General features: G+C 61.9%; 15 protein-coding genes. 10 read left to right on the top strand and 5 right to left on the bottom strand.

What is annotated here, in order from left to right:
* Nucleotides 1–254: 254 nt before the first annotated feature.
* Nucleotides 255–740, top strand: a complete 486-nt coding sequence (locus FX984_RS30400) for a flavin reductase family protein (RefSeq protein WP_092359108.1) — start codon at nt 255–257, stop codon at nt 738–740.
* A gap of 194 nt (nt 741–934) precedes the next feature.
* Nucleotides 935–1,978 (top strand): LLM class flavin-dependent oxidoreductase, encoded by a 1,044-nt coding sequence (locus tag FX984_RS30395; RefSeq protein WP_146477583.1) that lies wholly within the window; start codon nt 935–937, stop codon nt 1,976–1,978.
* 28 nt (nt 1,979–2,006) lie between these two features.
* Here FX984_RS30395 and FX984_RS30390 read toward each other — a convergent pair whose 3' ends face one another.
* On the bottom strand, nt 2,007–3,227 hold the full coding sequence (locus FX984_RS30390; RefSeq protein ID WP_146477581.1) for an MFS transporter: 1,221 nt from the start codon (nt 3,225–3,227) through the stop codon (nt 2,007–2,009).
* Complete coding sequence (locus FX984_RS30385) at nt 3,224–3,898, bottom strand: RraA family protein (protein WP_146477579.1); 675 nt, start codon at nt 3,896–3,898, stop codon at nt 3,224–3,226. Before FX984_RS30385 ends, FX984_RS30390 begins: the two co-directional genes overlap by 4 nt.
* Nucleotides 3,899–4,211: 313 nt before the next feature.
* On the opposite strand from FX984_RS30385, the gene FX984_RS30380 reads away from it, so the two are divergent.
* The 4 genes from FX984_RS30380 (at nt 4,212) to FX984_RS30365 (ending at nt 10,061) form a co-directional block, all read left to right on the top strand.
* Nucleotides 4,212–5,189: a hydroxyacid dehydrogenase gene (locus tag FX984_RS30380; RefSeq protein ID WP_146477577.1), complete on the top strand. Its 978-nt coding sequence runs from the start codon at nt 4,212–4,214 to the stop codon at nt 5,187–5,189.
* Nucleotides 5,190–5,271: 82 nt separating this feature from the next.
* Entirely contained in the window at nt 5,272–6,597 is a 1,326-nt protein-coding gene (locus FX984_RS30375; RefSeq protein WP_027603564.1) for an MFS transporter, read from the top strand.
* Between the two features lie 99 nt (nt 6,598–6,696).
* Complete coding sequence (locus tag FX984_RS30370) at nt 6,697–7,443, top strand: IclR family transcriptional regulator (protein WP_027603563.1); 747 nt, start codon at nt 6,697–6,699, stop codon at nt 7,441–7,443.
* Between the two features lie 209 nt (nt 7,444–7,652).
* Nucleotides 7,653–10,061 (top strand): glucose/quinate/shikimate family membrane-bound PQQ-dependent dehydrogenase, encoded by a 2,409-nt coding sequence (locus tag FX984_RS30365; protein WP_108574588.1) that lies wholly within the window; start codon nt 7,653–7,655, stop codon nt 10,059–10,061.
* Nucleotides 10,062–10,148: 87 nt separating this feature from the next.
* On the opposite strand, the gene FX984_RS30360 is transcribed toward FX984_RS30365, so the two are convergent.
* Nucleotides 10,149–10,820, bottom strand: coding sequence for a hypothetical protein (locus FX984_RS30360; protein ID WP_133822149.1), 672 nt, complete (start codon nt 10,818–10,820; stop codon nt 10,149–10,151).
* A 189-nt stretch (nt 10,821–11,009) separates the two neighbouring features.
* A complete protein-coding gene (locus FX984_RS30355) occupies nt 11,010–12,236 on the bottom strand; it encodes a XylR family transcriptional regulator (RefSeq protein ID WP_108574587.1) in 1,227 nt (408 codons plus the stop codon).
* Between the two features lie 139 nt (nt 12,237–12,375).
* Here FX984_RS30355 and xylA point away from each other — a divergent pair, with 139 nt between their 5' ends.
* From xylA to FX984_RS30335, 4 genes are all read left to right on the top strand, one after another.
* A complete protein-coding gene (xylA, locus tag FX984_RS30350; RefSeq protein WP_146477575.1) occupies nt 12,376–13,692 on the top strand; it encodes a xylose isomerase in 1,317 nt (438 codons plus the stop codon).
* A gap of 418 nt (nt 13,693–14,110) precedes the next feature.
* The gene (gene xylF / locus FX984_RS30345; protein WP_027603560.1) at nt 14,111–15,112 is read left to right on the top strand and encodes a D-xylose ABC transporter substrate-binding protein; all 1,002 of its coding nucleotides are present in this window, start codon (nt 14,111–14,113) and stop codon (nt 15,110–15,112) included.
* A 5-nt stretch (nt 15,113–15,117) separates the two neighbouring features.
* The gene (xylG, locus tag FX984_RS30340) at nt 15,118–16,662 is read left to right on the top strand and encodes a D-xylose ABC transporter ATP-binding protein (protein ID WP_146477573.1); all 1,545 of its coding nucleotides are present in this window, start codon (nt 15,118–15,120) and stop codon (nt 16,660–16,662) included.
* Nucleotides 16,663–17,799, top strand: coding sequence for a sugar ABC transporter permease (locus FX984_RS30335; RefSeq protein ID WP_065939703.1), 1,137 nt, complete (start codon nt 16,663–16,665; stop codon nt 17,797–17,799).
* A 5-nt stretch (nt 17,800–17,804) separates the two neighbouring features.
* Here FX984_RS30335 and soxR read toward each other — a convergent pair whose 3' ends face one another.
* Nucleotides 17,805–18,257 (bottom strand): redox-sensitive transcriptional activator SoxR, encoded by a 453-nt coding sequence (gene soxR / locus FX984_RS30330; protein WP_092359124.1) that lies wholly within the window; start codon nt 18,255–18,257, stop codon nt 17,805–17,807.
* Between the last annotated feature and the right edge of the window lie 68 nt (nt 18,258–18,325).

Raw genomic sequence — 18,325 nt, 5'->3', positions numbered from 1 at the left:
CCCCTCAGATGAACACCATATTATGGTATTCCAACATTTTCACAAGACTGATCCGTAGTTTCAGCGCCCATCTGATCCGCAAGTGTGCCACAGGGCACCCCGTTATTTCCTGCCATGGCGCCCGTATTTATTGGCTATTAGACCCAGCCTTGACGTTCATCGGGCGACTGAAAAAGCGGTTGCATCGATTGTATTACGGTATACCATCAGACCTACAAACCATAAAAACCGCTTTATCCGCAGAGGACCGCCCCATGATCGATGCCGCTATCTACAAACAAGTGATGGGTTCGTTTCCGTCCGGGGTCACCGTGATCACCACGCTCGATGACGACGGGCAAATCGTCGGGTTGACCGCCAGTGCCTTCAGCTCGTTGTCCATGGACCCGGCCCTGGTGCTGTTCTGCCCCAACTACAGCTCCGACTCGTACCCGGTGTTGATCAAGAACAAACGCTTTGCCATTCATGTGCTTTCCGGTGGGCAGCAAACAGAAGCCTATGCCTTTGCGCGCAAGGGCAAGGACAAGGCCCAGGGCATTGAATGGACCCTCAGTGAGTTGGGCAACCCGATCCTGGCGAATGCCACGGCGGTGATCGAGTGCGAGTTGTGGCGCGAATACGAAGGCGGCGATCACGCGATCATGGTCGGCGCAGTGAAGAACCTGATCGTGCCCCGGCAGAACGCCGGGCCACTGGTGTATTGCCACGGCAAGATGGGCGCCCTGCCGCTGCCGGCCTGAGCCCCTCCCACAGTTTGATTGCGGGTGTCAGCCCGGTAACCGGTTGAGAGAAAAATTTTGCGGACATTCCGTATTATGGTATACCAACAATCAATCCGCCGAACCGCCGTCATCACTGGCAGGCTTCACATTGGCGAGAGCACTTAAGGGCCCGCAGTCGACAGGCCGATCACAATAGATCCGAGGTAAGCGTCATGAAGTTTTCCCTGTTCGTACACATGGAACGTTGGGACGAAAGTGTCAGCCACCGTCAGTTGTTCGAAGACCTGACTGAACTGACCTTGATGGCGGAGGCTGGCGGTTTCAGCACCGTATGGATTGGCGAACACCACGCCATGGAATACACCATCTCGCCAAGCCCGATGCCGCTGCTGGCTTACCTCGCGGCCAAGACCACCACCATTCGCCTGGGCGCCGGCACCATCATCGCGCCGTTCTGGCATCCGTTGCGGGTGGCGGGCGAATGCGCCTTGCTCGACGTGATCAGCAACGGGCGCATGGAAGTCGGCCTGGCCCGTGGCGCTTACCAGGTGGAGTTCGACCGCATGGCCGGCGGCATGCCCGCTTCCAGCGGCGGCCAGGCGCTGCGCGAGATGGTGCCGGTGGTGCGTGCGTTGTGGAAAGGCGACTACGCCCACGACGGCGACATCTGGAAATTCCCCACCTCCACCAGCGTGCCCAAGCCGATCCAGCAGCCCAACCCGCCGATGTGGATCGCCGCCCGCGACCCGGACTCGCACAACTTTGCGGTGGCCAACGGCTGCAACGTGATGGTCACGCCGCTGATGAAGGGCGACGAGGAAGTCCTCGACCTGAAAAACAAATTCCAGGCAGCCCTCGACAACAACCCCGGCGTACCGCGCCCGCAACTGATGGTGCTGCGCCACACCCACGTGCATGCCGCCGATGATCCGGACGGCTGGAAAATCGGGGCCAAGGCGATCTCGAAGTTCTATCGCACCTTCGATGCCTGGTTCGGTAATAAAGAGGTACCGGTGAATGGCTTCCTGGCACCGAGCCCGGAAGAAAAATTCGCCGCCCGCCCGGAGTTCGAACTGGACAGCCTGCACAAGACCGCGATGATCGGCACCGCCGAAGAAATCATCCCGCGCATCCGTTACTACCAGGAGCTGGGCGTGGATGAGTTCAGCTTCTGGTGCGACAACAGCCTGCCCCATGCCGAGAAGAAGAAGTCGTTGGCGTTGTTTATCGAGCAGGTGGTGCCGGCGTTTCGTTGAGAGACACGCGGCGCAGGCGTGGTTGCTGTCAACCACGCCTGCGGCTGATGTACCCACTGACACCCTGATAAACCCCCAGCAACAGCCCCGCCAGCAGCAATGTCCATTGCACGCTCAGCGCTGCCGCCAGCAGGCCGGCCAACAATCCGCCGATGGCTTCAAAGCCGAAACGCATGGCGATATAGAACGCAATCACCCGGCCGCGCAACGCTTCCGGCGCCGCGCTTTGCAGGGTCATATTGCTGCTGACATTGCTCACCGTGATGCCGAAGCCCAGCCCGGCAAGCGCCGCCAGGGTGAACCACAGCGGCGGGTTGGCCGCCACCGCGCACAGCGACACCGCACAGACCAGCGTGCCGAGCACGATAATGCGGCCCAGGTTCGAAGCACTGCCGGCAAACGCCAGGAAGATCGTGGCCACAAACGCACCGGCACCGGCTGCGCCCCACAGCCAGCCGAGGGTTTGCGCATCGCCGCTGAACGCATGCTTGGCCAGGATCGGCAGCAGTACGGTGTAGCAGGACGCCAACAGGTTGACCATCACCACACTGACCAGCAGCCGCCGAATCGCCAGGGTGGTCCACAGGTAGCGCAGACCTTCGCGGAAAATCTCCCCGGTAGACCCTTGGGCCCTGGCCTGCGCTCGGCTTTGCACCCTGCCCAGGCCGATCAGCAACATACCGAACGCGATGGAAGTGAGCACAAAGCAACCGGCCTCGCCGCTCCAGTTGATCAGCAAGCCGGCCAACGGCGGGCCGATAAAGCGTGCGGCATTGATCAGCATCGCGTTGAGCACAAGGGCGTTGGGCAGGTCTTTGGGCTCATCGACAAAGCTCGCGATCAAGGCTTGGCGCAGCGGCGTTTCCAGGGCGTTGAGCAAACCCAGCAGAAGCGCCATGGCGATGATCACTTCACGGCCCATCCACTGCTGCCAGGTCAGCACGGCCAGGGCCAACGATTGCAGGGCCAGGGCGGCCTGCACCGCCATCAACAGGCGGCGTTTGTCATGGCGGTCGGACCAGGCGCCCGCCAGCGGTCCCACCAGCAGCTGAGGCAACAGCGTCAGAAACGCAATCGCCCCCAGCAGCACGGCCGAGCCCGTCAAGTGATAGGCGAGCCAGGACAGCGCGACCTGTTGCACCCACTTGCCCAGGGTGGAAAGGCCCTGGCCGACAAAGTAGATCTGGAAATTTCGATGGCGCAGCGCGCGCGCAGGCGCCGGCCAACGGGAGTGGGAAGCAGGATTCAAATAAACTCGCAGCCCTTTTGTGTGAGCGATTTCAGGACCCAGGTGCGATCGTTCTCGCCCAGCGCGATCTGTTCAAGCTGCTTCTGTTCAGCGGCATGCTTGGCGTAGGCGCGATCATACACCTCGCCGACCTGATCGAAGGGCACGCAGATCAAGCCATCTTCGTCACCCATCACCAGATCTCCCGGTTCGATCACCATGCCCGCCAAGGCAATCGGTACGTTCACCTCGCCCGGGCCGTCCTTGTACGGGCCGCGATGGGTGATGCCGGCGGCAAACACCGGGAAGTCACCGGCACCGATACTCGCAGCATCGCGAATGGCGCCATTGATCACAATGCCGGCCACGCCTTTCTTGATCGCGTACGCCACCATCATTTCGCCGATCAGTGCGTTGCTCAAGTCGCCGCCGGCGTCGACCACAATCACGTCGCCAGGCTGGGCGATATCCAGGGCGTAATGCAGCATCAGGTTGTCCCCAGGCCGCGCTTTGACGGTCAGCGCCGGCCCCACCAGCACGCCCTTGTGGTGCATCGGTTGCAGGGCGGCGCCACCGGCGGTCATGCGGTTCATCGAATCGCTGATATTGGCGACGGGCATTGTCCGGTACCGCTCGACCCACTCGGCCGCGACTTTACGTTGCTGCGTGAGCACTCTGAATCCGATGGACATGGGGCATTCCTCTTGTGGTTTTTATTAAGGGTGAAAACTCATAAAATGAAATGGCATTTCGAAATTAACATTGCAATTTAAAACTGACAAGACTCACCCACAGCGGCTTCGGCACATGAAAAACGCTTTAACGCTGAATAAAACCCTTAATTCGTTGAATAACACGGGGTTGCACGCGCGCACTCAACCGTTTCGCGCAAATCAACAAAAATTATTTATTGCAACGCCATTTCATTATGTTAGGTTTCGAGCACTGTTGAGCGACATCACGAACCGCCAACTGCACACAGATAAGAAAACCAAGGTGCGCCAAATGACCCGAACCCTCCTGCTGACCGGCCCGCAATTAACCGCCGAAGCCATGGCCCACGCCGCCGCCCATGGCGTGCGCGTAATCCCTACCACCCCGTATGCCCCGGCCGACGAACTCACCGCGATCATTGCCCGCGAACAGCCGGACGCAATCATCGTGCGCCAGGGCAAACTGACCCGGGACATGATCAATGCATCGCCCGCGCTGAAGATCATCGCCAAGCACGGCGTGGGCTACGACACCATCGACATCGCCGCCGCCGCTGAACGCGGCATCCCCGTCACCATCGCCCTGGGCGCCAATGCGCAATCGGTGGCTGAGCATGCCCTGGCGCTGATGTTCAGCGTCGCGCGCCAGACTGCCCTGCTCGATGCGCGCATGCGTAACGGCCATTGGGACAAAGCGACCGCCGTGGGCATCGAGCTGTCCGGCAAGACCCTGGGCCTGGTGGGCCTGGGCGCTATCGGGCGAATCCTGATGGAACTGGTAACGCCGCTGCGCATGACCATCAAGGTATTTGATCCCTACTTGAGCAACCTGCCCGACCTGCCGAATGTCGAGCGCGCCGAGGACTTCGATGCCTTGCTGACGAGCTGCGATATCATCAGCCTGCATTGCCCGCTGACCGAGCAGAACCGCAACCTTTTCGGCGCGGCGCAGTTCAAGCGCATGCGCCCAGGCAGCCTGTTGATCAACACCGCACGCGGCGAGCTGATCGATACCGAAGCGCTGGTGCAGGCGCTGAGCACCGGCCAGATCGCCGGCGCCGGCCTCGACACCTTCAACCCCGAACCGCCACCCACCGACTCAGCGCTGTGGGGCCTGCCGACCCTGGTCGCCACCCCCCACGTAGGCGCCAACACTGCCGAGGCGCGCGATCGCGTGGGCCTGCTGGCCGTGCAACAGATCATCGACTTCTGGGACGGCTGCGCACCGGAGCCGCGTTCGGTGGTCAACCGCCACCTGTTCGCACACTGATTGAACGCCCATCGCCCGGCCTTCACCCAAGGAAGGTCGAGCTCATTACGCTTCTCCAAAAAAAACAAAATGGGAGAGAGTCATGCCTATCAGTTCTACCGACATCAGCGCGATCGAGCGCTCAACCATGCGCAAGGTGGCGTGGCGACTCCTGCCGTTCCTGATCCTTTGCTACCTGCTGGCGATCATTGATCGCGGCAATATCGGCATGGCATCCCTGCAGATGAACCAGGACCTGGGCCTTACACCGGCGATCTTCGGCTTTGCCAGCAGCCTGTTCTTCGTGTCGTATTTCCTGGTGGAAGTGCCAAGCAACCTGGCGCTGCAACGTTTCGGCGCACGGGTGTGGATTGCGCGGATCATGATCACCTGGGGACTGATTTCCGCCGGCACCGCGTTTGTGACCGGAGCCAATTCGCTGTACGTGATGCGCTTTTTGCTGGGTGCGGCCGAAGCCGGCTTCTTCCCGGGTGTGCTGCTGTACCTCACCTACTGGCTGCCAGCGGCATACCGTGGACGCATGGTCGCTATCTTCATGGTCGCCATTCCCGGCGCCAACTTCATTGGTTCGCCGCTGTCCGGCCTGTTGCTGAGCCTGGACGGCTGGTTCGGCATGCGCGGCTGGCACTGGCTGTTCATCATCGAGGGCATCCCCGCCGTACTGCTGGGCATCGCCTGCCTGTTCGTACTCACCGACCGCCCCGAACAGGCCAAGTGGCTGAGCAACGAACAACGCAGCTGGCTCACCGGCCGCCTGGACGAAGAGCGCAGCCGCAAGACCGCCATCGGGCATATCTCGCTGTGGAAACTGCTGCGCCACAAGCACATTTGGGTACTGGCACTGATCTACTCCGGGGCGTCGGCGGCCGGCAGCACCATGAGCGTGTGGGCGCCGCAATTGCTCAAGACGTTTGACCTGAACAACCTGGAAATCGGCCTGGTCAATGCCATTCCCTACGGACTGGCTTCGGTGCTGATGATTCTGTGGGGACGCAGCTCCGACAAGAGCGGTGAACGCCGCTGGCACACCGCGATGACCTTGCTGCTGATCACCGCCGGTTTGCTGCTCGCACTGGTCACCTCCTCGCTGGTGGCGACGGTGTTCATGCTGTCCATGGTGTTGATCGGGGCGTACTCAATGAAGGGGCCGTTCTGGGCACTGGTTTCGACCTGGCTCTCGTCCTCCACTGCCGCCGCCGGTCTGGCCGCCGTGGGCGCGATGGCCAATCTGATTGGTGGCGGCATCATGGTGAATGTGTACGGCACCATTCACCACGCCACCGGCAGTTACGCCCTGGCCCTGTTGCCGCTGGCGGCGCTGTGTGCCGCCGGTGCCGTGATGGTGCTGCTGATGGGGCGCAGGCAGATGCGGGATTTGAGCGGCACAGGCGAACTGATCGCCCGGTAACGCGCTGAAATCGCTGTACGGTCAATCGCTTGGCATTGCTCCCTGCGGGCAATGCCAGTATTTTGCAGCGTACCCGCCCCCCCCTTCAAGGAGCCCCCCATGGTAAAAACACGCCCACGCCCCGCCGTCACCGGAGTTGCTTCGGCTGATCGGGTGCTGACCGTGCTCACCGCCTTCAAGATGGGGGACACGGCCCTGGAACTGGCCGAGCTGGCCGCGCGCACCGGGCTGATCAAGAGCACCATCATGCGCCTGATGGTGTCACTGGAAGACCACGGCCTGATCACTCGCCTGGCGGACGGTCGCTACCAGCTGGCGACCGAGATCATGCGCTTGAACACGGTGTATCAGGACGGCCTCGACCTTGAGCGCCATATCACCCCGCTGCTGCATCGCCTGACCCAGGAAACCGGCGAAACAGCTTCATTCTATGTGCGCCACGGCGCCTACCGAATGTGCCTCTACCGGGTCAACTCCCCGCATCACCTGCGCTTGCACCTGCAACCGGGCGACACCCGCCCCATGGACGGTGCAGCCGGTGCCGAAGCGTTACGCACGCCGTATTCGCTGGCGGCGAAGATGATCAAGCCGTTGTTTTCCCATGGCGCCACCGACCCCCACGCCGCGTCGATGGCATTGCCGATCTTCGGCCCAGGGGAAAACCTGATCGGTGCCCTGGTGCTGTCCGGCCCGGCCAGTCGCCTGACCGCCGAGCAGGCGCAGACATTGCACCCCCTGTTCCAGCAGGCCGCCGTCGAGTTGACGCGCAGCCTGGGGGGCGACGCACTGGAGGACGGGGAAACTGCGCAGAAAAAACCTCGCGGCAAAAAACCAGCCGAGGCGTAAAACCAAACCCACCCCGTATGTGGCAACCCGCTTACGCGCTGCCACATATTGCCCAAGGCGTGCCTACACTTCAGCGACACGCGCGACAGTTAGCCCCAGCCCATCATCGCAGCACCTGTAATAGTCTATTGCAGGAGCCTAATGTACTAACCAGTTAATTATCTTGCTAAAATCGCGTCTTTGCCCTCTCTCACTCGAGTCCTTTCGACATGAAACGAGCATCGCGCGCCACTGGCGTCTCTAGATTCCTACTCCTGGGCCTGGGCGTAATCATCGCCCTGCTCGGCCTCGCGCTGGCCGTTGGCGGCGCCAAATTGGTGAGCCTTGGCGGTTCCTGGTACTTCCTGGTCGGCGGCGTGGCCATGGCGGTTTCCGGCCTGCTGATTGCCCGGCAAAAAACCGCAGGTGCATGGCTGTTCGCGGCGTTCCTGATCGGCACGGCCATCTGGGCGGTGGCGGATGTAGGCCTGGTGTTCTGGCCGCTGTTCTCGCGGCTGTTCATGTTCGCGGTCATCGGCCTGGTGGTGGCGCTGGTGTATCCGCTGCTGGCCGGCCGGCCCGCGCGCGGTGCCTATGGCGTTGCCGCCGTGCTGGCGGTGGGCGTGGCGGTGGCGGCGGGCAATATGTTTGTCGCCCATCCCAGCGTCGCGCCGACCGGTGCAGGCCCAGGCATCACGCCCGTGGCCGCGGCCGACGCGCAGAAGGACTGGGCCCACTACGGCAACACCGAAGGGGGCAGCCGCTTCGCCGCGCTGGACCAGATCAACCGCGACACTGTCGACAAGCTCAAGGTGGCCTGGACCTATCACACCGGTGACGTGGCCCTCAGCGACGGCAACGGCGCCGAAGACCAGCTCACGCCCCTGCAGATCGGCAACAAGGTGTTTATCTGCACGCCCCACAACAACCTGATCGCCCTCGACGCCGACACCGGCAAAGAGCTGTGGAAGAACGAAGTCAACGCCAAGTCGGCGGTGTGGCAGCGTTGCCGGGGCATGGCGTATTTCGACGCCACCGCGCCGATTGCCCAGCCGACCCAGCCCAACAGCTCGCCGATCATCGCCGCCAGCGTTCCCGCCGGTGCGCAGTGCCAACGCCGCTTGCTGACCAACACCATCGACGCGCGCCTGATCGCCGTGGATGCCGACACCGGCAAATTCTGCGAAGACTTCGGTACCCACGGCCAGGTGGACCTGAAAGCCGGCCTGGGCAATGTGCCGGACAGCTACTACCAGCTGTCTTCCGCGCCGTTGATCGCCGGGACTACCGTGGTGGTGGGCGGCCGCGTCGCGGATAACGTCCAGACCGATATGCCCGGCGGTGTGATCCGTGGCTTCGATGTGATCAGCGGGCAAATGCGCTGGGCCTTCGACCCGGGCAACCCGGAAGACAAACAGGCCCCGACCGGCGACAAGACCTACGTGCGCAGCACCCCAAACAGCTGGGCGCCGATGTCCTACGACCCGTTGATGAACACGGTCTTCCTGCCGATGGGCAGCTCGTCCACCGACATCTACGGCGTGGAACGCACCCCGCTCAACCATAAATACGGCGCGTCCGTGCTGGCGCTGGATGCCTCGACCGGGGCTGAAAAGTGGGTGTACCAGACCGTCCACAATGACCTGTGGGACTTCGACCTGCCGATGCAGCCGAGCCTGATCGACTTCACCCCACCGGGCAGCGACAAGGCGGTACCGGCGGTGGTGATTGGCACCAAGGCCGGGCAGATCTATGTACTCGACCGCGCCACCGGCACGCCGCTGACCGAGGTCAAGGAAGTACCGGTCAAGGCCGCCAACATTCCAAACGAGCCTTATTCGCCGACCCAGCCCAAGTCTGTGGGCATGCCGCAGATCGGCGCGCAGACCCTGAGCGAGTCGGACATGTGGGGCGCCACCCCGTACGACCAGTTGCTGTGCCGCATCGACTTCAAGGGCATGCGCTACGACGGCCTGTACACCGCGCCGGGCACGGATAAATCCCTGAGCTTCCCGGGTTCCCTGGGCGGCATGAACTGGGGCAGCATTTCCACCGACCCGGTGCATGGCTTTATCTTTGTCAACGACATGCGCCTGGGCCTGTGGATCCAGATGCTGCCGTCGCAGAACAAGGCCCAGTCTTCGTCCGGTGGCGAAGCGCTGAACACCGGCATGGGCGCGGTCCCGCTCAAGGGCACGCCGTATGCGGTGAACAAAAACCGCTTCCTGTCGGTGGCCGGCATTCCGTGCCAGGCGCCGCCGTTCGGCACCCTCACCGCCATCGACATGAAGACCCAGAAAGTCGCGTGGCAAGTGCCGGTGGGCACCGTTGAAGACACCGGCCCCCTGGGCATCCGCATGCACCTGCCGATCAAGATCGGCCTGCCGACCCTCGGCGGCACGCTGTCGACCCAGGGCGGCCTGATCTTTATCGCCGGCACCCAGGACTTCTACCTGCGCGCTTTCAACAGCGGCAACGGCGATGAAATCTGGAAGGCCCGCCTGCCCGTCGGCAGCCAGGGTGGCCCGATGACCTACGTGTCGCCGAAAACCGGCAAGCAGTACATCGTGATCACCGCCGGCGGTGCGCGCCAGTCCACCGACCGTGGCGACTACGTGATCGCCTACGCCCTGCCATAACCCCCTCCTGGCGCGGTGCCCCGGTACCGCGCTGTCTGGACTGGATCGCTCTTCGAGCAAGCAATGCTCGCGTTCAAGTGCAGGCGGTCACCTCTGGACCGTATTCGCATCATTGTTTCTATCGGTCGTTATCAAAAGATAAACAGCTACCAGGAAACAGTACGCAAGCATCACCAGAGCACCCAACACCAAAATGCCATATCGGGCCATGCTCGCTTCAAACCCTATGAAATCCTCATACACCCGAACTTGCGCAACGCCGTCACTGTAACCGATGTACACGTCCTGCTCTTTTAGCGTTTTTAAATCACCCTGAAAATGAATCCAGAGCGTGTACACACCGTTTTGCACAATCGAAGGAATGACAACACTGCTGACCGGATCAGGCATCACCGTATCAGAGCGCGAATCATCCCTGATCTGGACCAGTCCCTTTGCAGGCAGCTTGATGTGTACATCCTTGATGACCTTGCTGCCGCTGTTCCTCAGCGTAATCAACAGGCTTATGGGGTAATTGTCCGGTCCTTTTTCGAACGGCGCATCGAGTAGCGCGAGGTAAGGCGCCTGGCTCAGGTTGACCATTTTATCGATCTGTTCATGGCTGAGCGCACCGTCGCCAATGCGCTTGATGCTGTCATACAAATCGGCGTACTTGAGCTTTTCAGCAGTACTGCCTAAACGCTCAGAGAATTGACGGGGTGCACTTTCATACCGGTAGGACAGATCAGCCTCGAGCTTAGTGTCATCCTTGAAAGCCACGTATATCCCGGTAATTGATCCCAGACCCGTCACTAGGGCCAACAGAAATTTTCCAACGTTTCCCCAACTCAATGTAATGCTTCCTTATTGATCATCCTGGCGTACTCACTCACCGTTTGAGCGTGCCAAGTTCCGCTACGCAGAGCAAGCGAACAGGTTGCACTTGCACACGGACAGCAGCCTAGCGAGCTAAATGACACTGTGGTTGAACGTTGTGGATGAGTGCGACGCAGGCATCGTCCCCCCCGCGCCCTGCTGATACTCGCGGGGCGTGCAGCCAAACTCTCGCCGAAACACCGTATGCAGGTACTGCGCCGATTTGAACCCGCACTTGGCGGCAATATCGGCAATCGCCAGTTCGTGGCTTTCCAGGCCCTTGGCGGCGGCGGCGAGTTTGAAGCGCAGGATCTCGTCATGCACGCTGCAGCCGCGTACCTTGCGAAAGTGCGCTTCCAGGGATGAACGCGACACGCCGACATAGGCCGCCACCTGCGCGGTCTTGATGCCCTGGCAGGCGTACTGGCGGATAAACAGCAGCGCCTGCATCACGTACGGATTACCCAAGGGTTGATGCAGGCTGGAGGCCTGAACGTTGATCGCCTCCGGCGGCACCAGGACCTGCGTGCCCAGGCACGGTTTGCCGTGCAGCATCTGGTGCAGCAAGGCGGCGGCCGTGCGCCCCATGGTTTCCGTGCCCTGGATCACCGAACTCAGCGGCACCCGCGTGAGGGTGCGGGTCAGGGGGTCGTTGTCGATGCCGATCAACGCCACTTGCTCCGGCACGGCAATGCCGGCAGTCAGGCAGGCTTGCAGCAGTTGCCGGGCGCGGGCATCGGTGACGGCGATGATGCCGATGGGCTTGGGCAGGCTGTGCAGCCAGGCAATCTGCTGTTCCACCGCGCTGTCCCACAACGGCGCGCTGGTGCCCAGGCCGCGATACACCTCGACGTGCAAACCATCCCGTTGCAGCAGGCGGCGAAAGGCTTTTTCACGCTCCTGGGCCCAGCGATTGGCCTGGGCCTCGGGCAGGCTGAAACAGGCGAATCGAGTCAGGCCAGCTTCGATCAAGTGTTCGTAAGCCAACTTCATCAATGCGTGGTTATCGGTCGCCACATAGGGAATGCCCTTGGGATAGGCGCGCGCGTCTTCATAGGAGCCACCCACCGCCACCACCGGCAACGTGCTGTCGGCCAACGCTTCGCCGATCAGCGGGTCGTCGAAGTCGGCAATGATGCCGTCGCCCTGCCAGCGCTCGATGCCGCGCAGGCGACAGAGGAAATCCTCCTCGAGGAACAAATCCCAGGACGCACGGGTGCTGCTCAGGTAATTGCCGATACCGGCGATGATGCCGCGGTCGTAGATTTTGCTGCCGTTGAACAACAGGGCAATACGGTGCACGGGCGGTAGGGTTTTCATTGTTTTTGTCCTCGGGCCTGTGGCAACAGACTAGCCCTCGCCGGTCAAAATCGCACCACCCCTTGGTGATTTTCATAATCAGCGGGCCCGGTGCCGTTGCTAGTATCCAGACACCGCCAAGAACAATAAGGAAAACGCCATGCCGTACTTCCCCGGTGTCGAGAAGGTTCGCTTCGAAGGCCCCAGCAGCGATGCCCCCCTCGCCTTTCGCCATTACGACGCCAACAAGCTGATCCTCGGCAAACCGATGCGCGAGCACCTGCGCATGGCCGCGTGTTACTGGCACACCTTCGTGTGGCCCGGCGCCGATATGTTCGGCATGGGCACCTTCAAGCGCCCGTGGCAACGCAGCGGCGAGCCCATGGACGTGGCCATCGGCAAGGCAGAGGCGGCCTTCGAGTTTTTCTCCAAGCTGGGCATCGACTACTACAGCTTTCACGACACCGATGTGGCGCCGGAAGGCAGTTCGCTCAAGGAGTACCGCAACCACTTTGCGCAGATGGTCGACCACCTGGAGCGCCATCAGGAACAGACCGGCATCAAGTTGCTGTGGGGCACCGCCAACTGCTTCAGCAACCCGCGTTTTGCCGCCGGTGCCGCCAGTAACCCGGACCCGGAGGTGTTTGCCTACGCCGCTGCCCAGGTGTTCAGCGCGATGAACGCCACGCTGCGGCTCAAGGGCACCAACTATGTGCTGTGGGGCGGCCGTGAAGGTTATGAAACCCTGCTCAACACCGACCTCAAGCGCGAGCGCGAACAGCTCGGGCGCTTTATGCGCATGGTGGTGGAGCACAAGCACAAGATCGGCTTCAAGGGCGACCTGCTGATCGAGCCCAAGCCCCAGGAGCCGACCAAGCACCAGTACGATTACGACAGCGCCACGGTGTTCGGCTTTTTGCATGAGTACGGCCTGGAGCATGAAATCAAGGTGAATATCGAGGCCAACCACGCCACCCTGGCCGGGCACAGTTTCCATCACGAGATCGCCACCGCCGTGTCCCTGGGCATCTTCGGCAGCATCGACGCCAACCGGGGCGACCCGCAGAACGGCTGGGACACCGACCAATTCCCCAACAGCGTCGAGGAGATGACCCTCGCCACCTATGAAATCCTCAAGGCCGGTGGCTTCAAGAATGGCGGCTACAATTTCGACTCCAAGGTACGCCGCCAGAGCCTGGACGAGGTCGACCTGTTCCACGGCCATGTCGCCGCCATGGATGTACTCGCCCTGGCGCTGGAACGTGCGGCGGCGATGGTGCAGAACGACCGGCTGCAGCAGTTCAAGGACCAGCGCTATGCCGGCTGGCAGCAGCCGCTGGGCCAGGCCGTGCTGGCGGGTGAGTTCAGCCTGGAGTCACTGGCCGAACACGCGTTTACCCAAGAGCTGAACCCGCAGGCCGTGAGTGGTCGGCAGGAGATGCTGGAGGGGGTGGTCAACCGGTTTATTTATCGGTGACCGTGTGGCGAGCGGGTTTGTTGTGATGAGTGGGGTTGGTGTGGTGAGGGGCTTATTGTGGTGAGGGGGCTTGTTGTGGTGAGCGGGCTTGCCCCGCGCTGGGGCGCGAAGCGGCCCCATTGCAGGCGATGTGTTTTTAGCTGACACACCGAGGTGCCTGGGTTTGGGGCTGCTTCGCAGCCCAGCGCGGGGCAAGCCCGCTCACCACAACAAGCCTGCTCACCACACCAAACCCATTCACCACAATAAGCCCGCTCACCACACTAAACCCATTCACCAAGACAAGCCCATTCACCACAAAAGTCCTGTTCACCACAAAAGCCCGGCTTGCCACAACACGCCGGTTAGCCACACCTACAGTGTTCGCCTAGAGTCTTCACCCAGTGTCTTTCCAACAACAATAAAAGGACGCACCACCATGAAGTCATTCAAACGTACCCTGCTCGCCACCGCCCTGGCCCTGTTCGCACTGCCGGTGATGGCCGACTCCGCCCACCCGAAAATCGGTTTTTCCATCGACGACCTGCGCCTGGAACGCTGGTCCCGGGATCGTGACTACTTCGTCGCCGCTGCGGAAAAACTCGATGCCAAGGTCTTTGTGCAGTCCGCCGATGCCAACGAGCAGAAGCAGATTTCGCAGATCGAAAACCTGATCTCCCGGGGTGTCGATGTGATCGTGATCGTGCCGTTCAACGCCACGGTGCTGACCAACGCGGTCGCCGAAGCCAAGAAAGCCGGGATCAAGGTGGTGTCCTATGACCGCCTGATTCTCAACGCGGACATCGATGCCTACATCTCCTTCGATAACGAAAAAGTCGGCGAGATGCAGGCCAGCGGCGTGCTGCAGGCGGCGCCCAAGGGCAATTACTTCCTGCTCGGCGGCGCACCCACCGACAACAACGCCAAGGTGCTGCGCGAAGGCCAGATGAAGGTGCTGCAACCGGCCATCGACAAGGGCGACATCAAGATTGTCGGCCAACAGTGGGTCAAGGAATGGAACCCCACCGAAGCCCTGAGCATCGTCGAGAACGCCCTGACCCGCAACAGCAACAAGATCGACGCCATCGTCGCCTCCAACGACGCCACCGCCGGCGGTGCGATCCAGGCCCTGGCCGCGCAGAAACTGGCAGGCAAGGTGCCGATCTCCGGCCAGGACGCCGACCTGGCCGCCGTCAAGCGCGTGATCGACGGTACCCAGACCATGACCGTGTACAAGCCACTCAAGCTGATCGCCACCGAAGCCGCCAAGCTCTCGGTGCAACTGGCGCGTAACGAGAAGCCCACCTACAGCTCGCAGTACGACAATGGCAGCAAGAAAGTCGACACCATCCTGCTCACCCCGACCCCGCTGACCAAGGCCAATATCGACCTGTTGGAGAAGGACGGGTTCTATACCAAAGAGCAGATCGGCGGGCAGTGATCGCCATGGCCGACTACCTGCTGCAAATGAACGGCATCGTCAAAACCTTTGGCGGTGTCCACGCGCTGAACGGCATCGACATCAAGGTGCGGCCGGGGGAGTGCGTCGGCCTGTGCGGCGAGAACGGCGCCGGTAAATCCACCCTGATGAAGGTGCTGTCGGCGGTCTACCCCCATGGCACCTGGGAGGGGGAAATCCTCTGGGACGGGCAACCGCTCAGGGCCCAGTCCATCAGCGAAACCGAGGCCGCCGGCATCGTCATCATTCACCAGGAACTGACCCTGGTGCCTGACCTGTCGGTAGCCGAGAACATCTTCATGGGCCACGAGCTGACGTTGCCCGCCGGGCGTATGAACTACCCGGCGATGCTGCACCGCGCCGAAGCGTTGATGCGCGAGCTCAAGGTGCCGGACATGAACGTCGCGCTGCCGGTGTCGCAGTACGGCGGCGGCTACCAGCAACTGGTGGAAATCGCCAAGGCCCTGAACAAACAGGCGCGCCTGCTGATCCTTGACGAGCCTTCCTCGGCCCTGACCCGCTCGGAAATCGAAGTGCTGCTGGACATCATCCGCGGCCTCAAGGCCAAGGGCGTGGCCTGCGTGTACATCTCCCATAAGCTCGATGAAGTGGCGGCCGTGTGCGACACCATCACGGTGATCCGCGATGGCAAGCACATCGCGACCACGGCCATGGCCGACATGGACATCCCGCAGATCATCACGCAGATGGTCGGCCGCGAAATGAGCAACCTCTACCCCACCGAGCCCCATGCCATCGGCGAGGTGATTTTCGAAGCGCGCAACGTCACCTGCTATGACGTCGACAACCCCAGGCGCAAGCGCGTCGACGATATTTCCTTCGTGCTCAAGCGCGGCGAAATCCTCGGCATAGCCGGGCTGGTGGGCGCCGGGCGCACGGAGCTGGTGTCGGCGTTGTTCGGCGCCTACCCCGGCCGCTACAGCGCCGAGGTGTGGCTCGACGGCCAGGTGATCGACACGCGCACGCCGCTCAAATCGATCCGCGCCGGACTGTGCATGGTGCCCGAGGACCGCAAGCGCCAGGGCATCATCCCTGACCTGGGCGTGGGCCAGAACATCACCCTGGCGGTGCTCGACACCTATGCCCACCTGACCCGCATCGACGCCGAGGCCGAACTGGGCAACATCGACCAGCAGATCGCGCGCATGCACCTCAAGACCGCCAGCCCGTTCCTGCCGATCACCAGCCTGTCCGGTGGCAACCAGCAAAAGGCCGTGCTGGCGAAAATGCTGATGGCCAAGCCCAAGGTGCTGATCCTCGACGAGCCCACGCGCGGGGTGGATGTGGGCGCCAAGTATGAGATCTACAAACTGATGGGTGCACTGGCGGCCGAAGGCGTGTCGATCATCATGGTTTCCTCGGAGCTGGCCGAAGTGCTCGGCGTGTCCAACCGCGTGCTGGTGATCGGCGACGGCCAGTTGCGTGGCGACTTCATCAACGAGGGGCTCACCCAGGAACAGGTGCTCGCCGCCGCGCTCAGCCAAAACAATAACAATCGGAAAACCGCGTAGATGAATCAGGTCAAACAGCTGTTCACTCGCTACAAAATGCTCGCCCTGGTGATCGCCGTGGCGTTTATCTGGCTGTTTTTCAGCTGGCAGACCGAGGGCGGCTTCCTCACCCCGCGCAACCTGTCCAACCTGCTGCGGCAGATGTCGATCACCGGGATATTGGCGTGCGGCATGGTGCTGGTGATCATCAGCGGCGAGATCGATTTGTCGGTGGGTTCGTTGCTGGGACTGTTGGGCGGGCTCGCGGCGATCCTGGATGTGGTCTATCACATTCCGCTGCTGGCCAACCTCAGCCTGGTGGCGTTGTGCGGCCTGATGATCGGTTTGGCCAACGGCTACATGACCGCTTACCTGCGCATTCCGTCGTTTATCGTTGGCCTCGGCGGCATGCTCGCGTTTCGCGGGATTCTGCTGGGGATCACCGGCGGCACCACCATCGCGCCGGTGTCGCCGTCGCTGGTGTATGTAGGCCAGGGGTATTTGCCGCATTCGGTGGGGGTTGGCCTTGGGGTCTTGCTGTTTGCCCTGACTCTGTTTTTGACCTGGAAACAACGGCGCAACCGCGCGCTGCATGGCTTGGCGCCGCACGCCCTGATGCGCGATGTGCTGCGCGTGGGGGTGATCGGCGCGGTGCTCGCCGGGTTTGTCACCACCCTCAACAGCTACGACGGCATCCCCGTACCGGTGCTGCTGTTGCTGGTGCTGCTCGGCGTGTTCAGCTACGTCACCAGCCAGACCGTGTTCGGCCGCCGCGTCTACGCGGTGGGCAGCAACATGGAAGCCACGCGCCTGTCGGGCATCAACGTGCAGGCGGTGAAACTGTGGATCTTCGGGATCATGGGCGTGATGTGCGCCCTCGCCGGCCTGGTCAATACCGCGCGCCTGGCGGCGGGATCACCGTCGGCGGGCAATATGGGCGAGTTGGATGCCATCGCTGCGTGCTTTATTGGGGGGACGTCGATGCGCGGCGGCTCGGGCACGGTGTATGGCGCGTTGCTCGGGGCATTGGTGATTACCAGCCTGGATAACGGCATGTCGATGCTGGACGTGGACAGTTACTGGCAGATGATTGTGAAGGGCAGCATCCTGGTATTGGCGGTGTGGGTGGATGTGAGTACGCGCACGGGTCGGCGCTGACTGCCTCACTTTCCGAGCAATACGGCCCCATCCCCCAGCCGTCCCAACTGATCCCCCGGATTGCGCAACGGGCAATCATCCAGGGACAGGCATCCACAGCCGATACAGCCATCGAGTTGGTCGCGCAGTTGAGTGAGGCTGTTGATGCGCTCACTCAACAGGTCGCGCCAGTGTGTGGAGAGTTGGGTCCAGTCCTTGGCCGTCAACGGCCGTCCTGAAGGCAGTTCGTCCAACGCGTCCTTGATGGCCGCCAAGGGAATGCCCGCGCGCTGCGCGACCTTGATCACCGCGATCCGGCGCAGTACGTCACGCTGATAACGACGCTGATTGCCCGCGCTGCGTTGTGCGTGAATCAACCCCTTGGCTTCGTAGAAATGCACCGTGGCCACGGTCACGCCGCTGCGGCGGGCCAGTTCGCCCACGCCGAGGGGGATGCGCACATCGATTTTCGCTTCCATCCAGCTCTTGACCTCATCTAAACATGAGGTTTTATAAAGGGTGTCGGCTTGCCTTGGCAAGCCTTCAG

Origin of the sequence: Pseudomonas marginalis (genome assembly GCF_008692035.1) — a bacterium.
GTDB lineage: Bacteria > Pseudomonadota > Gammaproteobacteria > Pseudomonadales > Pseudomonadaceae > Aquipseudomonas > Aquipseudomonas marginalis.
Note: the sequence above shows the minus strand (reverse complement) of the source record. Positions and strands in the feature narration are given on the sequence as shown.

What these genes read in the sequence shown, in the direction of transcription:
- FX984_RS30375 (WP_027603564.1), top strand. Translation starts at nt 5,272, where the DNA reads ATGCCTATCAGTTCTACCGACATCAGCGCGATCGAGCGCTCAACCATG.
- FX984_RS30385 (WP_146477579.1), bottom strand. Translation starts at nt 3,898, where the DNA reads ATGTCCATCGGATTCAGAGTGCTCACGCAGCAACGTAAAGTCGCGGCC.
- xylA (WP_146477575.1), top strand. Translation starts at nt 12,376, where the DNA reads ATGCCGTACTTCCCCGGTGTCGAGAAGGTTCGCTTCGAAGGCCCCAGC.
- FX984_RS30365 (WP_108574588.1), top strand. Translation starts at nt 7,653, where the DNA reads ATGAAACGAGCATCGCGCGCCACTGGCGTCTCTAGATTCCTACTCCTG.
- FX984_RS30380 (WP_146477577.1), top strand. Translation starts at nt 4,212, where the DNA reads ATGACCCGAACCCTCCTGCTGACCGGCCCGCAATTAACCGCCGAAGCC.
- FX984_RS30370 (WP_027603563.1), top strand. Translation starts at nt 6,697, where the DNA reads ATGGTAAAAACACGCCCACGCCCCGCCGTCACCGGAGTTGCTTCGGCT.
- xylG (WP_146477573.1), top strand. Translation starts at nt 15,118, where the DNA reads ATGGCCGACTACCTGCTGCAAATGAACGGCATCGTCAAAACCTTTGGC.
- soxR (WP_092359124.1), bottom strand. Translation starts at nt 18,257, where the DNA reads ATGGAAGCGAAAATCGATGTGCGCATCCCCCTCGGCGTGGGCGAACTG.
- xylF (WP_027603560.1), top strand. Translation starts at nt 14,111, where the DNA reads ATGAAGTCATTCAAACGTACCCTGCTCGCCACCGCCCTGGCCCTGTTC.
- FX984_RS30400 (WP_092359108.1), top strand. Translation starts at nt 255, where the DNA reads ATGATCGATGCCGCTATCTACAAACAAGTGATGGGTTCGTTTCCGTCC.
- FX984_RS30335 (WP_065939703.1), top strand. Translation starts at nt 16,663, where the DNA reads ATGAATCAGGTCAAACAGCTGTTCACTCGCTACAAAATGCTCGCCCTG.
- FX984_RS30355 (WP_108574587.1), bottom strand. Translation starts at nt 12,236, where the DNA reads ATGAAAACCCTACCGCCCGTGCACCGTATTGCCCTGTTGTTCAACGGC.
- FX984_RS30395 (WP_146477583.1), top strand. Translation starts at nt 935, where the DNA reads ATGAAGTTTTCCCTGTTCGTACACATGGAACGTTGGGACGAAAGTGTC.